This window comes from Cyanobacterium sp. IPPAS B-1200 (genome assembly GCF_001747005.2).
Lineage (GTDB): Bacteria > Cyanobacteriota > Cyanobacteriia > Cyanobacteriales > Cyanobacteriaceae > Cyanobacterium.
This window is the reverse complement of the sequence record NZ_CP182899.1, coordinates 526,462-543,036: the sequence shown is the minus strand read 5'-3', so window position 1 is coordinate 543,036 and position 16,575 is coordinate 526,462. Positions and strand designations below refer to the sequence as shown.

Genomic DNA, 16,575 nt, shown 5'->3' with positions numbered 1-16,575 from the left:
ATCTGCTTTTGTGGGGTAATAAACCCAACTTTAAAAAATTATGCCCCTCGCCTTTGGGAGAGGGGTTGAGGGTGAGAGTATTGTTAATCAATGGTGCGACAGGCGACACACTGAGTTAACCGTTGAATGAGGGATTTATAAGGAATTTTATCGATAATCTCAGCGGCAAAAGCATCAAGTAAAAGATGACGGGCATCATTTTCATTTAAACCACGGCTGCGAAGATAAAAAATTTCGTCTGCTTCTAATTGACTGACGGTTGCCCCATGGGCGCATTTCACGTTATCCGCAGTAATCTGTAACTCTGGTTTGGTGTTAATTCTTGCTTTGGGAGATAACAATAAATTGCGATTTAACTGGGTAGCATTGGTTTCTTGGGCTAGTTTTGGCACATTTACCCTGCCGTTAAAAATACCGTGTCCAGAGTCATCTAAGATGTATTTATGAAGTTGATTTACGGTACCATAGGGATGATTTAAGCTCACATGGCTATGGGTATCAGCAATCTGTTTTCCTTGTACCATGGATAAACCATGGAGGTTAGTGTGGGTTTGTTCACCTTTTTGGAGAATGTCTAGGTTGTGACGGTACAATTTTCCACCTAAACTGATTTCATTTATAGTATAACTACTGTTACGGTGCTGGGCGATCGCACTTAAGCCAATATGAAAACCATCCCCCGATTCCCGTTGAATACGAGAGTGAGTTAAAGAAGCATTTTCCTGTAAATGAATCTCTGTCGCCGTATTAGTAAAATAATACTGCCCACGGACAGAATCGGAACAACCAAAAGCCGTTGCCCCATAATATTCCACTACATTAAAACGAGAATTAACCTCTCCCACTATCAAAATACGAGGTTGCACCAGAATGGGTAAATCCTCCTTTGCGACAATGTGCAGTAAATGAATGGGAGTATCAACTTCTATATTTTTATCTACCCATACCACAAAAGCATCATTAATTCCTGCCGTATTTAGAGCAGAAAAAACCTCATTTTCAGGTTGATTTTTAGTTAAAAAACTACTAACATTTTCTTTTTTATCCTCATCTAAATTAGCTAAATTACCCACATATATTCCATCAGGTAATGCTGATACATCAGATAACTTTGCATCATAAAAACCGTTGACAAAAACTAGCCTAGAATTAGGGGCTTCCTCTAACTTAAAACCATCTAAAATAACCTCAGATAAATTTTGTTTAGTAGGGGCATGAAAATCTATATTTTGTAAAGCAGTTAAATCAGTAAAACGCCATGCTTCATCCTTACTCGTAGGAATATTTGACTTCACCACCTCATTAGCAGATTTTTGTCTTACCTGTTCAATAAAACTGCCTAAATGACCATCAAAATTAGTTTTGTTACTTTCTCCTACCTGTAATAAACCACCTAAATAAGCATCATTATTGACTTGAAAGTTATTAGGATTTAAAGTAGCCACTGAATCAGACATAAAAATATATTATAAAATTTACAACAAAAAATAATAAACCTAACACTTAAAAACACACTTCCTTTAACAAGGGGCTTAAGCCCCTTGCCAGAGAAATCTTCCCCTTGCAAAAAAATTTTCCCCTTGCCAGAGAATTTTTCCCCTTATCACCAAGTTTTGATACCTCGTCATCAAAATAAATTTCATTGACGTAATATTCTTGGTGAATTAATAAATTAAACCTCTACTAATTGCTCATCTTCCAAGAAATCATAACCCCTTTCTTCCAACTCAAGAGCCAAACTCTTATCACCACTTAAGACAATTTTTCCTTGGGACATTACATGAATAAAATCAGGCTTAATATAGTCCAACAATCTTTGATAATGGGTAATTAATAAGAAAGCATTATCAGGTTTTTGTAACTGATTTACCCCCTCAGAAACAATGCGTAAAGCATCAATATCTAATCCAGAATCAATTTCATCTAAAATGCCCAAAGTAGGTTCTAATAAAGCCATTTGTAAGATTTCATTACGCTTTTTCTCTCCCCCAGAAAAACCCTCATTTAAGCTGCGACTAAGGAAAGCAGAATCCATTTTGACAATGCCCAATTTTTCCTCAATTAAATCTTCAAAATCAAAAGCGTCGATTTCTTCTAAACCTAAAAATTTACAACGGGCATTATAAGCCACCCTCAAAAAGTCTAAATTACTTACCCCAGGGATTTCTAAAGGATATTGAAAAGCCAAGAAAATACCAGCCAAAGCCCTCTCATCAGGCTCTTTATCTAATAAGTTTTCCCCTTTATAGATTACTTCTCCCCCTGTTACTTCATATTCAGGATGCCCCGTTAAAACTTTGGAAAGGGTACTTTTTCCAGAGCCATTTCGCCCCATAATAGCGTGTACTTCCCCTGCTTTTATTTCTAAATTTACTCCCTTCAGAATAGGGGTGCCATCTACGGAGGTGCTGAGGTTACGAACAGATAATATGGTTTCAGTCATAATAAGTTATTTAATACTGGTGAGCGTTACTAATTTTTATATATTTTCTTCTGTGGATCTATTCTAAGGTACTTTAGCAACATTTTTGTTGTTTTATTCTTTTTTGCTTGTTAAAAAAACTCCATGAGTCGGATCTGTGATTAAATAAATAGGCGTATGAATAAGTTTTATGAAGGAGAATTTTTACATGGATTTGTCTCGTATTCCCGCACAACCCAAGGCTGGTTTAATCAATGTTTTAGTGGAAATCCCTGGGGGAAGCAAAAATAAGTATGAGTTTGACAAGGATATGAATGCTTTTATTTTAGATAGAGTATTATTTTCCTCTGTTAAATATCCCTACGATTATGGTTTTGTACCCAATACTTTGGCCGATGATGGTGATCCTTTGGATGGTATGGTAATGATGGATGAGCCTACTTTTGCTGGTTGTGTCATTGCGGCGCGCCCTGTGGCAATGTTGGAAATGATTGACGGGGGAGATAGAGATGAGAAAATTCTTTGTGTTCCTGCCGAAGATCCTCGCTATGATCATGTTAAGTCTTTAAAGGATATTGCCCCCCATCGTCTTGAAGAAATTGCTGAGTTTTTCCGCTCTTATAAAAATTTAGAGAAAAAGGAAACCAAAATTTTAGGTTGGAAGGATGTTGATCAAGTTGCTCCTTTAGTGCAAGAATGCGTTAAGGCTTATAAATAATATATAATTTCGTTTTTTGGTGGGCGTTGCCCACCCTACGGGGAGAAAAGCTAAATTTTTAACAAGGGGTTTAAACCCCTTGCCTCGATCATACCTGATACCTTTAAATGGTTTAACAAACAAATTGGATGTCTTTTTTTCCTTCGATAACTTTGCCGATATGGTAGGAGGAAATATTTTCGGCTTCAAAAAATGCAAGGGTTTCTTTTACCTTGTGGGGTGGCACAATCACTACAAAGCCTACTCCCATGTTAAAAGTATCAAGCATATCTTGTTGATTAACTTTGCCTGTTTTGGCTAACCATTGAAAAATGGGGGGAGTTTCCCAACTATTGAGATTTACTTCGATGGAGAGGTTGTCGGGGAGGCAACGGGGTAAGTTTTCGGGGATGCCTCCTCCTGTGATGTGTGCCATGGCTTTGATGCCGAGGTTGTTTTCAAGGGCTTTGAGGATTGGTTTTACATAGATGCGGGTGGGGGTAAGGCAGGTTTCTCCGAGGCTTAATCCTCTTAATTCTTCTGGCTTGTCTTCCCAGTTTAGTCCGCTTATTTCGATGATTTTGCGTACTAGGGAGAAGCCGTTACTATGAATGCCGCTGCTGCTAAGGGCGATCGCCTGATCTCCTATTTGTACATCTTTTCCGTCTAAAATAGATGCTTTTTCCACAATTCCCACACAAAAACCAGCCAAATCATATTCCCCTACCTGATAAAAACCTGGCATCTCTGCGGTTTCTCCACCGAGTAAGGCACAACCACTTTCTTTACATCCTTGGGCAATGCCTACTACCACTTCTTCTAATTGACTGGGATTTAATTTACCTGTGGCTAAATAATCAAGGAAAAATAATGGCTCGGCGCCTGATGTCAAAATATCATTGACACACATGGCAACTAAATCTATACCCACGGTGTCATGACGATTTAGTTGATGGGCTATTTTTAACTTTGTACCTACTCCATCGGTGCCGGAAATTAAAACAGGTTGTTTGTAGCCAGAAGGAATTTCAAAACAACCACCAAAACCACCTAAACCTCCTAAAACGCCCTGACGATAAGTGCTTTCTACCGCTGAACCAATTTTATTAACAAATTCTCTTCCTGCTTCAATATCAACTCCAGCCTGTTTATAATCCATATTTTCTAGGTTTTTAAATAACAATAAATTATGACAGTAATCATGTTAGCTAATATGATCATTTATTCTTATCTCGTTTTGTGATCAAATTACTATCACTTTACTAGGGGAAATCATACCATTATTAACTGGATTTTTTATGGTTTTGATGGAATCAGTTTTAAAAAGTGATTGGGGAATAATTAGATATTTTGCAGTAAATCTGGGCGTAATCTGGCAATTTTTCTGATTGTGGCTAACCTTCAAGGGGTTTTCTCGTCTTTATTTTTTACTTTGACTCTATTTTTAGATTCCATCAACGATAAAAAACTATAAATTATCACCCCATTGATTAGTTTTCTTTAACTAAAACACCGAAAAAAAAAGTAAATAAACCTACTAATATAGTGGGTTACTCTTGGGTTTTCAACCCAAATAAGGAATACTGAAGTTTTATCTTTTTTGAATAAGTATTTATTACCCCCCAAGCAAAAATGACGTGTTAACTTAGGTAGAGTCAAAATTTATTAACGAATGTAAACATTCCATTATCTAGGAGTAAGAAACAGAATAAACCCGTATTCGGGGTTTTGATCTCATTCAATAAAGAAAAAACTATGCTTACAAACACTTGGAACAACGCTGTTAAGTCAGCCATCACCATTATTTTAGGAGTATCGGGTTTAACCATCGCCCCTAATGTAAGAGCTAATACAGCGAATTTCTCGGATCAAAATACAGCAGGTACTTCTCAGGCACACAATCCTGTTGCTGTACAACTAGACAATGTCGCAGAAGAATTTTTAACTAGCAGAATTTATTCCCATAACTGGCAATCGAAACAGGCCGCCACTTTACACTTCCAAAATATTCCCCTACTTACCTTCGTAGGCGAAAATGAAGTAGAAACTAGCACTAGAGCGAAGGATTTAGCCTCTCGCCTTGACCAACTTCATCAACAACAGGCTGATGCCAATAAAATTGCTGTACGTTGGGATGACCAAAAAGCGGAATATCTTATTCAATACGATGAGCAAGATCTCGTTGCTATCAATGATAACAATATTTTGCCAGATTCGACAGCCAATGCGCAAGTAGATGCTTTACAAGCGGCTAATCGCCTACGCAGATTGTTGGGAAATGCAGAGCCTATCAGTACTATTATTAATCAGCCAGAAACACAATTGGCAAGTACCACTGCGGTAAAGAGTTCTACTGGTAGAGTAATTCGGGGTATTGCTTCTTGGTATGGACCTGGTTTCCATGGTCGTAGAACGGCTAATGGGGAAAGGTTTAACCAAAATGCTTTGACTGCGGCTCACCGTACTTTGCCTTTTGGTACTAAAGTAAGAGTTACTAATGTGAACAACGGTCGCTCTGTGGTGGTTAGAATTAATGACCGTGGACCTTTTACTGGTGGTCGTGTCATTGATTTGGCTGCGGGTGCTGCTCAGGCTATCGGCTTGAAGGGTAGAGGAGTAGGGCCTGTTACTATCCAAGTTTTGGGTCGTTAGTTTCCATTTCACTCAATTTAATAAGGGGTTTAAACCCCTTTCGTCTAATGGCTTTTAGCCAAAATTAAATAGTCCCCCATGATAGAATTTAGCTGAGAATTAGTTCTGGAGATGGGGGAATTTTTATATCTGTAAAGGGCTGGTTGCTTAGGCAATGCCAATGGCAGGTGTATAAATCTGGTTGTTGTACTTTGATAGAGGCGATGGCAGGGGTAGCAGGAAAGGGCCAAAGGCGATCGAAAATAATGGTTTCATCTACCATACGAAACTGCATGAGATACACTGCGGGGGTAGCGTTGATAGATTCTAATAAGTCGTGGGCAAGACCATAGAGAGGTTGCCGTAAGCTATCTTTTAAGTCGTAGGGTTGTTCGTAGGAGTTGGGAATTCCTCCTTCGCCGATAACTTCTCCATATACTAATCCTTTGGCGGTACATATAATAGGTAGCCATAAATCTCCTAACCAAAGATGATCCGTACTGGTACGATAGTTAAAGTTTTGTTCGACCCATTTTCGTCTTTTGTCAACCTCGTAACAGGCTTTATAAACGTTGTAGGCTTTGAAGTTAAACCATTCTGGTAGTTTAATGGTTAGGGGACAATAAATTAATTCTGAACTTGGATTGGCTAAAGTAATCGATTTTGACCATAAATCTGCCGCTCCCATAATTTTTACTTCGGTATCAGGGGCGGTGGTGATTATTCCCTTGATTAATGCCGTTGCCATTTTTTGGGCGATGGGCGCTGAGGGAGATATTTTTCCCTGCTCGACTTGGGCATTGACTATTACAATAACTTTAGACATTCTTTAATCAATATGATGGTTTTTGGTTGTATTGCTATGAGTGGGATTTCTCTTTTTTTACCCTCGAAAACAGCAAAAACATAAGCATAGTAGAAAATTAACTATACTTTGTGACACTCTTGCCTTTATGATAGAGATCAACTTGTTGTTAATTATAACTGAATTTGACTTATACTTAGTTTTTCAAACTCTATTATTGATTTTTGTTAACTCTATCGGTTTTTTTGATTAATGCGAGAAAAGTTTTTGATTTGGTTGGATCGTTTTTTGATGGCTGATGTTTTTTTAGTCATCATCAGTTTTGGTTGGTTTGCGATCGCCCTTGTGGGTAAATCCATGGGTATTACACTGGGTTGGGAGATTTGGTACAAACTATGGCAACCCGTATTCAACCCAGCCATCGGAATTTTATTTTTGGGTGCTTTTTCTAGTTGGTTAATAAAAAAATGGAACGAAAAATTCGGGTCCTAAAAGTTACTCTTCCATAAACTTATCTTCGGGGTTAGTTTCCACAGGCCAATCGGAATTTTCGCCGCCGATAATTAACTGATTAATGGTTACATAATCCTTGGAAAGTTCTCTCAAGGAATTGATTAAAATATCAATGGAAACTAGGTCACTGGTGCCAAGATCTAACCAACATCTACCCCAGTTACCCAGAAACTCAAATTCCCCCATATTGTGCATCAAAGACATCATCGAATTTTCTGCATAATCAGTGTCATAGTTCATATAACTGATGTCAATTCCTACCTCTTGAACTTGTAAGTTTTCCGCATTATATCCTCCTAATTTACCGAGAAAAAACCAAGAATTAAATAACTCTTCAATATATTGTCTTTCCATTTCTTTCGGTACTGTTTCAAACTCGATCCATACCCATAAATCAAAAGGGTTAATTTCTCTAAATAATACTTCCATTTTTATTTTATCTCCTTATTATCACTCTAAATTATACCATTATTTCTATCTTTAAATAAAGGGCGATCGGGCTTTATTTAAACCTAAAATATTTTCAAGAATACTTATATAATATATAATCTAATAAGAAAGATAAAACTATTTTATTTAGACTATGGTAATAAGTGAAAATCATTAAATAAATTTAAAAGAAAATACCAAGTATTTTTTTTAAGGTGGGACTATTCTTATAACTAAACTTATCGTTAATTTCACTAAGCTAATCCACAAATTGTTAGTAAGAATTAGTTTTTTAAAAAAATCTTTGGATTAATGATTTAAAAAAATTAACTATATTTAAAATAAAGTTTTCCATCGTTAATATTAAAACATCTAATTTTTCGAGGATAATTTCTAAAAAGTGTTTTTCATAACCCATGGTAATAACCTTGGCTTCTATTTCACCTTCGGAGGGATGTTTTTGTACATCATTAGATTTTTGTTCATCTACCAAGGTAATAGTTTTACTTTCTGATGTTACTTTGGCTATCAAATCTTTGTGAGTATCTACCTTTTTTTTTGATACGGACAAATTTTTTTTTAGAGGAGTATGGACAACGCTTTTATGGTCAATATTTTTGTCTTGGTTATCTTGAAACTGAAGAGGGTTTTTCTCTACATACAAGTCTTCCCACGATAACCAAGGATCGCTGACTTGTCCATCAATTAGAAATAATTCCTTTGTGCTTTGAGAGAAGGTTAGGGGTTTATCTTTATCAAGTTTAATATTGAAAAAATAATCGATCGCAGCCCATATCAAGGCTTGAATATTAAGGGGATTATCATCATGGGTAATTACATTATCAAATTTACTTTTTATCACAGAAGCCTGATTTAAACCTTTAACCATCAGCTTTTCTGTTTTAGCTTGTATTACTGGTAAAATTTCTTGGCTTTGAGTAACTATTCCCTGAATTTGTTGGGTAATTTCTTTATTAGTTTTTGATAGATGATGTCTTTCTTTTAAAGTATAATTACCAGATTTATCATTCTCAATATCTTTATTATCTATATCTTTTGAACTAAAAAAGTAATTAATTACAGCCTCTATTAATGCTACAAAATAAGTTTTTTCCTGTTTATTAACATTATCCAATGACTGCGAATTATTTTCTTGAGATTTAACTATACTCTCTTCTTTTTTTAATACTGTTAAAGCTCCCTTCTCAATTTTGAAAAATAGTTTATCAATAAAAAGAATAACTTTATTAGAATCTGGCTCAATATTTTGACTATTTAATGATGTTTCTTCTGGGGGCTGAGTTGAGATTAAATCAGATTTTTTTAGTTGTTCTAAATCTTGGCTTATTTTACGATTTCGAGAAAAAAGTTTAAAGGGATTAATTAAATTAAAGGAAGGTTTAAGTTGCTTTTTATCATTGGAGTTTTCTGTAGTTAGTAATCCTTTCTCCGTTTTATATTCAGTAATAACGGTATCAATTATCGTTTTAATCTCTTCTTGATGACGAGGAGGAAAAACTATTTTTATTTGATTTTTAGGTTTAGCGATAACGATATTATGATTATCAATTAAACTGGCTAAACCTTTGACTGATTTTCTCTTTAGTTTGGGTATTTCAGGAATATCAATTATTTGCTCTGATACTTGTTCTAAGATATAGTCTGAGGATACTTGTTCGGAAGTTTTATTTAGTTGTTTTTTAGGAGTATTTTCTGAAGTACCTGTAAAGATATTACCTATTTTCTTTGTATTTTTTAATAGTACATAAAGAGGATAAAGAATTGTGGCGATTCCTGTGTTGACGGTTTGAGTAAATTGCCTTACCGATATGCCCAAAGATGAATTAATTTTTAAGTACTGACGATTGAAAAAATTAAGTAATCTACTTTTGTAGCGAGCGGATGATTCTTGGTTAGAAGACATGGCAAACGTCAGTAGGTTTTTATTTTAAAAGGATTGTTCCTTCATGATTCATAGTATAGAACTTTTTCTAAATCACAGAAAATCATTTATTTTTTTAACCCATAAACAAACTAAATAGCTAAATCTGCAGGGAAAAAATATTAACAAAATTATGACCGCTCAAAAGTCTATGACTATGGCTATGAAATAGTTAAAACAACGAGTACGGAGGGATTCGAACCCCCGACACCCAGAACCGGAATCTGGTGCTCTATCCCCTGAGCTACGCACCCATAATAAATATATAAGATACCATTTTTTTTGTTCATTGACAAAGTATTTTTTATCTCCTTGAAAAATAATATTGATAAGGTGCAGCTATAATTTTAACAGTGGTAATTACATTGGTGCAGGAATAAATGGAACTAAGTAGGGAAGAAATTAGTTATTATCGAGAGCAATTAGAAGATTGTGAGATTGCTCTGAGGGCTTTAGAAATTATTGAGGATTGTGAGGGTGATTTGGTAGATTCTGCTACTAATATCGCTCTGTCTATTGGGCAAAGTCCTGATAGAATAGACTGGCTTGAGGGTATGGCAAAAAGATGTCGAGTTGCTATTTGTCATCAAGATTTGAGGCAAGATTTACAGGACAATTACATTGAACCTGCCGTAAAATATTTATTAGAGCGTAAAATTTGTCCTCCTTTGTTGGTTACTCCTGTTATTATTTATGCACTTAGGCAGGGTATTGATGGTTTTTGCGAGCCTCTGAGTTATCAGTTACTGGCTAATAATGATTAGGGGTAATGGTTTAAGTTATTCAATTTGAAGTTTTTAGATTTAAGTTTATCTATGAGTAAAACAAAATCGGTAGTGAGTAAGGCGACGGAAGTTTTTAGTTTACAGATTGCCCCCGCTAGGATAGTGAAGGGGGATAATTGTTTAAAAAATGCTGGGGGTGAAATTGCTCAACTGGGTAAACGCCCTATGGTGGTGGGTGGTGATAATACTTTGAGGGTAATTGATGGTTATTTGGCGCCTATTTTTGAGGAGTATGGTTTAACGGCTGGTAGTGGAAGTTATGCCCCTGATTGTTGCGAGGTTTCTTTGACAAGGTTGGAGGGGTTGGTAAAATCCCATGAGGCAGATTTTGTCATCGGTGTTGGAGGTGGTAAGGCTTTGGATATGGCTAAGTTAGTGGCTTTTAAGGCTGGGTTGCCTGTGGTTACTATTCCCACTTCTGGGGCGACTTGTGCGGGGTGGACTGCTTTGAGTAATATTTATTCTCAGGAGGGGGCTTTTTTGTACGATGTGAGTTTGAGAAGTTGTCCTGATTTGTTGATTTTGGATTATGGTTTGATTGCCTCTGCCCCCCCTCACACTCTCATAGCAGGGATTGGAGATGCGATCGCCAAGTGGTACGAGGCTTCTATTAGTAGTGGCAATTCGAGCGCTACATTGACCATTGCAGCGGTACAACAGGCTAGGGTGTTAAGGGATATTTTATTTCAAAAGGCAGAAAGTGCTATTTCCCATCCCCTCAGCGAAGATTGGAAAGAGGTGGTAGATGCCACGGTATTACTAGCAGGGGTAAGCGGTGGTTTGGGGGGTGCAAATTGTCGCACGGTGGCTGCCCATGCGGTGCATAATGCCCTTACCCATTTACCCCATAGTCATCACAACCTCCACGGGGCAAAGGTATCTTACGGCATCCTCGTGCAACTGAGACTGGAGGAAATGCTAGATAATAATAAATTGGCGGCTACTTCAAGGCAACAGTTAATCAAGTTTTATCAAACCCTTGGTTTACCTTGCACCCTTGAGGATTTGGGTTTAGATAAAATTACCCTTGAGGAATTACGCCACTGTGCCCAAATTGCCTGTCAACCAAAGTCTGATATTCATCGTCTGCCTTTCGTTGTAAAACCTGAGCCATTGGTGGCAGCTATGGTATCAACTACCGTTGTTTAAGTTTTAGGGATTAGGTGTTAGGTTAAAATGCTTGTTATTTTATGATTTCAGCATAATATTAATGTTTGGTAAACCATAATTTAGATCAAGTGTTATTAATCGATTGTGTAGAAAATCCCCCTGCCCTTGCAAGGGGGGACAAAAAAATCGAAGTAATCCTTAACATTTCGTTTGACTATGGATTGAGGGCAAAATCAATTAATTTGTCCACCAAATCAGCAAATTTCACCCCTGATGCTTCCCACAATTGAGGATACATACTGAGGGCAGTAAATCCGGGTAGGGTATTGATTTCGTTGATTAACACTTCCCCTGTTTCTTCCACATAGAAAAAGTCCACCCTTGATAACCCTTGACAATTGAGGGCATGGAATGCGTTGAGGGACATTTCTTGAATTTGGTTAACGATATTTTGAGGTAGTTGGGAGGGGATGATTAACTGGGCTTTACCGTCGGTATATTTAGTTTCGTAGTCATAAAAATCGGCATCATAGGTAATTTCGCCCACCACGGAGGCTTTGGCTTGGGCGTTGCCCAATACAGCGCACTCTACTTCTCTGGCTTTTACTCCCGCTTCAACGATGATACGGGTATCATATTGGGCTGCCATGTCGAGGGCTTCTTCTAATTCTTGACGGGTGTTGGCTTTGGCAATACCCACAGATGAGCCTAGGTTAGCAGGTTTTACAAAGCAGGGATAGCCAAGGGTTTCATCTATGCGATCGCACATTTTCGGAAACACACAGGGGCCAGACAAAACTTCATCTCTGGTAACGGCAACATAGGCAACTTGAGGCAGTTGGGCTTGGGCAAAGGCATTTTTCATGGCAATCTTATCCATACCCAAAGCCGAACCCAAAACACCACTTCCCACAAAGGGTACATCCATCAGGGTTAATAATCCTTGTACTGTGCCATCTTCTCCGTTAGGTCCATGTAGGATGGGAAACCACACTTGTATTTCTTGACATGGGGCTGGAAATTGCCATTTTGAGCCTTGATAATCGGTGTCGTCAGCGATGCCTGATGCTAAGATTTGCGCTGATTTTTCAGGCTCTAACCATACTCCATTTTGATTGATATAAAAGGGAATTACCTGATATTTTTCCTTATTCTCTCCTGTTTCTAGGGCTTTTGCGATCGCCCGTGCCGATTTAATGGAAACCTGATGTTCTCCAGAACGTCCACCAAATAAGAGTCCTACCTTTATTGCCGTCATTTTTATTTTGTTCTAATAAATAATCCATAATCAACTCTTGTTTTATAACATAGAGCCGATAATATCAATCCCTGTAATTATCCATTATCCATTGTCAATTTTCAATTATTTAAGCACTGCGTAACGCCACAATGGGATCTAATTTTGCCGCCTGTCTGGCGGGTACGACGCCAAAAAATAGCCCTATGCCCCCAGAAACGCTTACCGCAAGGGCAACCGCCACAGGAGAAGCCGTAGTGGGTAAAGGAGAAAGTAAACCCACCAAGGTTAAACCACCCACCCCAATGGCTGTACCAACCACACCCCCCGCCGCAGAAATAATCACCGCTTCGATGAGAAATTGTAAGAGGATATTTTCTTCCGTTGCCCCAATGGCCTTACGAAGTCCGATTTCCTGAGTCCTTTCGGTGACAGAAACGAGCATAATATTCATTACCCCGATGCCCCCCACCAAAAGGGAGATAGCCGAAATGGCCGCCAACATGATGGTTAAACCCCCTGTAACAGTATCAACGATGCTTAAAACATCCTTTTGGGTTTCTACCACAAAATCATCTTCCCCCACAATTTTATGACGGAGTCGGAGTAAATTTTCGATTTGAAATCTAGCGGCTTCAATGCTGTTAGAATCCTTTGCAGACACGTTAATGACGTTTACCTGCGTCCCAAATTGAGATGTACGCCCCACCAATTGATTTGCCATGGTGGTTAGGGGTATATACACAGTTTCATCCTGATTAGTGCCTAGAAACGAGCCTTTTGCCTCCATTACACCGATTACCTCAAAATTAACGTTTCTCACTTTGACGGTCTGCCCGATGGGATTTTGGTTGGGAAAAAACTGAGTGGCAATTTCCGGTCCAATGACTGCTACTCTGACACTGCGACTTACTTCGGTATCATCAAAAAAGCGTCCTTTTTCCACCACGAAAGTACGCACAGGTAAAAATTCGGGGGTGACACCCGTGACTAAAACATTATTATTTCTACTTCCTGCGGTGACAAGAAAACGACCATTGATTTGGGGTGATACATTTTCCACACTAGGCACCTGAGATGCGATCGCCTCTGCATCACTTAGTACAAGAGTATTAGGAGTTTCAAAGGTGGTACGCCGACTTTGTCTGTTACCCGGAATGACAAATAAAACGTTAGCCCCTAAAGATTCAAATTGTTCGGAGGCTAATTGTTGCGCCCCTTGTCCAATGCCAATCATGCCAATAACAGAAGCGTTACCAATGACGATACCAAGCATAGTGAGACTACTACGCATTTTGTTGGCCATTAGGGTGGTGGTAGCCATTTTTAGAGTGTCAATTAGTTTCATCTTTCTCTCATCTTTTTTTCATAATTTTATCAAAATATATTTTCTATTTTAAAACAGAATTTCAAAAGCTGGTAATGGAGAAAAAGCATTACAATATGAATGGTTATTTATTTTTATTCTTATTATTAATCGTGAATTTAGTTACTATTTTATTAACCTCTTTTGGCCTAGCAATGGATGCTTTTGCTGTGTCTGTATGTAGTGGCCTAACTATCAAAAAAGTTCAATTTAAAGATGCTTTATTAATAGCGACTTTTTTTGGCAGTTTCCAGGTTTTAATGCCCATTATTGGCTGGTTTTTTGGTTTAATATTTCGTGATTTTCTTCCTAGTTTTGATGATTGGATTGCTTTTATTTTACTTGGTTTTATCGGTATAAAAATGATCATGGAAGCCATGGAAGATGGGGAGGAAAAATTGGATAAAAACCCCCGTAATCTTTATAGTTTGTTTGGCTTGGCGATCGCCACTAGCGTTGATTCTTTGGCAGTGGGCTTAAGTTTTTCCTTGGTTGAATCGGGCATTGTTAATCTTTTAATTGCCGTGGGGATTATTACCTTTTCTCTCTCTTTTGCTGGGGTGATTTTAGGGGGCAAATTCGGACATCTCTTTGACAAACAAGCGGAAATGATTGGTGGTATTATCCTTATTTTCCTCGGTTTGAGAATTTTACTACTTTAGGAATTAGGGCTTGAGTAAATAATTCTGTTATTGCTGAATTTAGATATGATTTTTACTTTAGGCGGGGAATGGGCAATGGTAGTAATATAGGATATTTGTTGTAATTTAATAATATTTCATACCATAACCCGTGCAACGCCATAATCCTTCGATTGTTTTCAATTAGTAGATTTTATTAGTTATCCAAACAAAGAATTAATGGTTTCCTTACCTAAACTTACCCCATTGAGACGATCAATTTCTCGGATACCTGTGGGGCTAGTTACGTTTACTTCTGTTAAATAACCCCCAATCACATCAATACCCACAAAAGTTAAACCATCGGCAATTAATTTGGGGGCGACGGTGTCACAAATTTTCAAGTCTTGGGCTGTAATTTCCGTTTTGGCAACTCTACCTCCCACGGCCATATTTCCTCGAAATTCCTTGCCTGTGGGAATGCGATTCACTGCCCCAAGGGGTTTACCATTTACTAAAATTATCCTTTTATCTCCTTCCTTGGCAGCGGGGAGATATTGTTGTACCATCACAGGTTCTTGTCCCTGTTTTGTGCTAATTTCGATAAGGGAGTTAAAATTGCGATCGCCCTTTTGCAAAAATAAGATACCTTCTCCTGCTTTACCGCCCAGGGGTTTGATGACAGCTTCCCCTTTTTCTTCGAGAAAATCGGCTATTACGGACTTACTTTGAGTAACGATGGTATCGGGTATTACGGAAGGGAAATTGAGGGCATATATCTTTTCGTTAGCACAACGGATGCCTTGAGGAGTGTTAATAACTTTTGTGGTGGAGGGGTTAATGAGGTCTAATATGTAGGTAGCATAAAGATAACTGATAGTTACAGGAGGATCTTTACGCATGAAGACTCCATCAAAAGATTCTAGAGGTAAAAATTGTGATTCTTGGAGACTATACCAATTATCCGAACTTATCCAATGATTATCCACCAATTCAACGGGCTGAAGGGTAACTAGTTGTAAATGCCCATAAGCTTTACCATGCACAATACTCAATTGAGGTACATAAGTAATCCAAATTTCATGACCGAGAATTTGTGCTGATTCCATCATAGCTACACTACTATCATGGGTAGGATCTAATTTTGAAATTGGATCGATTATAAATGCAAATTTCATGAGTTATTGTGCTGGTAATTAATTAGTTGATAAATGATAGTTATTAGTAACTGATGTTACGCAAAAATATAATTAGTTTAAGATGGTAAAAACGTTGGATGTTCATATTGTGTTTGTACACGTGCTGGGTAGAGGGCTAGGAGTTGGGTAGGGGGCTAGGAGTTGGGTAAGGGGCTAGGAGTTGGGCAAGGGGCTTAAGCCCCTTGTTAAAACTTACAGATAAAACTTAACTTATAAATGAGTGCGTAACGTCAGTTAGTGTTTTGATAGTTAACTTATTTTTAAAATATGGTTTATTTAAGTAAGTAGGCATAATTAAATCGATTTAGGCAAGGGGTTTAAACCTGTACTTTAGACTAATTTGAACTGTAAGAAGCTATGATCCTTATATAGCAAGAATTTTGACTATTCTTATCCGTTTAATGTAAAAAATATAAAATATACGTCATATAAGGGTTTCAGCGTTTAAAATTAGATTTAGTCTAAACTCAAGTTAAACCCCTTGTTCATAAAAGTCTTCATAAAATAAGAGCTATAATTAATTTCGCCAACCTGCTTAACTATTTAATAAACCCTCTAATTTTCCTGCTCTTTCTAAGGCATAAATATCATCGCAACCCCCTATATGTTCATCATCTATAAAAATTTGAGGAACACTTGTTCTTCCATTGGCTCTTTCAGACATTTTTTGTCTTGCGGTGCGATCGCCATCTATACAATATTCAATAAAATCGACATTTTTTTGCTCTAATAATCCCTTAGCACGAATACAAAAAGGACAGGTACTCCAAGTATAAATTTCTACTTTTGCGCTCATAGTGCTTAATATTTCTTTACAAT

The 16,575-nt window shown here is 37.5% G+C and carries 16 protein-coding genes and 1 tRNA gene; 6 read left to right on the top strand and 11 right to left on the bottom strand.

Annotation, left to right across the window (positions count from 1 at the left end):
- Positions 1-83 precede the first annotated feature (83 nt).
- Positions 84-1,457, bottom strand: a complete 1,374-nt coding sequence (gene sufD, locus A5482_RS02380; protein WP_069789632.1) for a Fe-S cluster assembly protein SufD — start codon at positions 1,455-1,457, stop codon at positions 84-86.
- 215 nt (positions 1,458-1,672) lie between these two features.
- Positions 1,673-2,443: a Fe-S cluster assembly ATPase SufC gene (gene sufC / locus A5482_RS02375; protein ID WP_069789631.1), complete on the bottom strand. Its 771-nt coding sequence runs from the start codon at positions 2,441-2,443 to the stop codon at positions 1,673-1,675.
- Positions 2,444-2,630: 187 nt separating this feature from the next.
- Between sufC and A5482_RS02370 the strand changes: the two genes are divergently transcribed.
- Positions 2,631-3,140, top strand: a complete 510-nt coding sequence (locus A5482_RS02370) for an inorganic diphosphatase (protein WP_069789649.1) — start codon at positions 2,631-2,633, stop codon at positions 3,138-3,140.
- Positions 3,141-3,252: 112 nt separating this feature from the next.
- Here A5482_RS02370 and purM read toward each other — a convergent pair whose 3' ends face one another.
- Positions 3,253-4,278, bottom strand: a complete 1,026-nt coding sequence (purM, locus tag A5482_RS02365; protein ID WP_069789630.1) for a phosphoribosylformylglycinamidine cyclo-ligase — start codon at positions 4,276-4,278, stop codon at positions 3,253-3,255.
- Between the two features lie 596 nt (positions 4,279-4,874).
- On the opposite strand from purM, the gene A5482_RS02360 reads away from it, so the two are divergent.
- Positions 4,875-5,771 carry a septal ring lytic transglycosylase RlpA family protein gene (locus A5482_RS02360; protein WP_069789629.1) on the top strand — a complete coding sequence of 299 codons (897 nt, stop codon included), beginning with the start codon at positions 4,875-4,877 and terminating at the stop codon, positions 5,769-5,771.
- Positions 5,772-5,859: 88 nt separating this feature from the next.
- Here the strand turns inward: A5482_RS02360 and A5482_RS02355 are convergent, their stop codons facing one another.
- Positions 5,860-6,576 (bottom strand): hypothetical protein, encoded by a 717-nt coding sequence (locus A5482_RS02355; RefSeq protein WP_069789628.1) that lies wholly within the window; start codon positions 6,574-6,576, stop codon positions 5,860-5,862.
- A gap of 231 nt (positions 6,577-6,807) precedes the next feature.
- On the opposite strand from A5482_RS02355, the gene A5482_RS02350 reads away from it, so the two are divergent.
- A complete protein-coding gene (locus tag A5482_RS02350; protein WP_069789627.1) occupies positions 6,808-7,047 on the top strand; it encodes a hypothetical protein in 240 nt (79 codons plus the stop codon).
- Positions 7,048-7,050: 3 nt separating this feature from the next.
- On the opposite strand, the gene A5482_RS02345 is transcribed toward A5482_RS02350, so the two are convergent.
- The 3 genes from A5482_RS02345 to A5482_RS02335 all read right to left on the bottom strand — a co-directional run bounded on the left by A5482_RS02345 (position 7,051) and on the right by A5482_RS02335 (position 9,693).
- A complete protein-coding gene (locus A5482_RS02345; RefSeq protein WP_069789626.1) occupies positions 7,051-7,497 on the bottom strand; it encodes a DUF3531 family protein in 447 nt (148 codons plus the stop codon).
- Between the two features lie 292 nt (positions 7,498-7,789).
- Entirely contained in the window at positions 7,790-9,421 is a 1,632-nt protein-coding gene (locus tag A5482_RS02340) for a hypothetical protein (protein WP_069789625.1), read from the bottom strand.
- A 199-nt stretch (positions 9,422-9,620) separates the two neighbouring features.
- Positions 9,621-9,693 (bottom strand) — tRNA-Arg (locus A5482_RS02335).
- A gap of 126 nt (positions 9,694-9,819) precedes the next feature.
- Here A5482_RS02335 and A5482_RS02330 point away from each other — a divergent pair.
- The gene (locus A5482_RS02330; protein ID WP_069789624.1) at positions 9,820-10,203 is read left to right on the top strand and encodes a hypothetical protein; all 384 of its coding nucleotides are present in this window, start codon (positions 9,820-9,822) and stop codon (positions 10,201-10,203) included.
- A 51-nt stretch (positions 10,204-10,254) separates the two neighbouring features.
- Positions 10,255-11,373 carry an iron-containing alcohol dehydrogenase gene (locus A5482_RS02325; protein ID WP_446684798.1) on the top strand — a complete coding sequence of 373 codons (1,119 nt, stop codon included), beginning with the start codon at positions 10,255-10,257 and terminating at the stop codon, positions 11,371-11,373.
- Positions 11,374-11,548: 175 nt separating this feature from the next.
- Here the strand turns inward: A5482_RS02325 and A5482_RS02320 are convergent, their stop codons facing one another.
- Positions 11,549-12,592 carry a D-alanine--D-alanine ligase family protein gene (locus A5482_RS02320; protein ID WP_069789623.1) on the bottom strand — a complete coding sequence of 348 codons (1,044 nt, stop codon included), beginning with the start codon at positions 12,590-12,592 and terminating at the stop codon, positions 11,549-11,551.
- A 109-nt stretch (positions 12,593-12,701) separates the two neighbouring features.
- Complete coding sequence (locus A5482_RS02315; protein ID WP_069789622.1) at positions 12,702-13,919, bottom strand: ABC transporter permease; 1,218 nt, start codon at positions 13,917-13,919, stop codon at positions 12,702-12,704.
- Between the two features lie 131 nt (positions 13,920-14,050).
- Here A5482_RS02315 and A5482_RS02310 point away from each other — a divergent pair, with 131 nt between their 5' ends.
- Positions 14,051-14,599, top strand: coding sequence for a manganese efflux pump MntP (locus A5482_RS02310; protein ID WP_069789648.1), 549 nt, complete (start codon positions 14,051-14,053; stop codon positions 14,597-14,599).
- 179 nt (positions 14,600-14,778) lie between these two features.
- On the opposite strand, the gene gshB is transcribed toward A5482_RS02310, so the two are convergent.
- Complete coding sequence (gshB, locus tag A5482_RS02305; protein ID WP_069789621.1) at positions 14,779-15,735, bottom strand: glutathione synthase; 957 nt, start codon at positions 15,733-15,735, stop codon at positions 14,779-14,781.
- A gap of 556 nt (positions 15,736-16,291) precedes the next feature.
- On the bottom strand, positions 16,292-16,552 hold the full coding sequence (grxC, locus tag A5482_RS02300; protein ID WP_069789620.1) for a glutaredoxin 3: 261 nt from the start codon (positions 16,550-16,552) through the stop codon (positions 16,292-16,294).
- Positions 16,553-16,575: the final 23 nt, after the last annotated feature.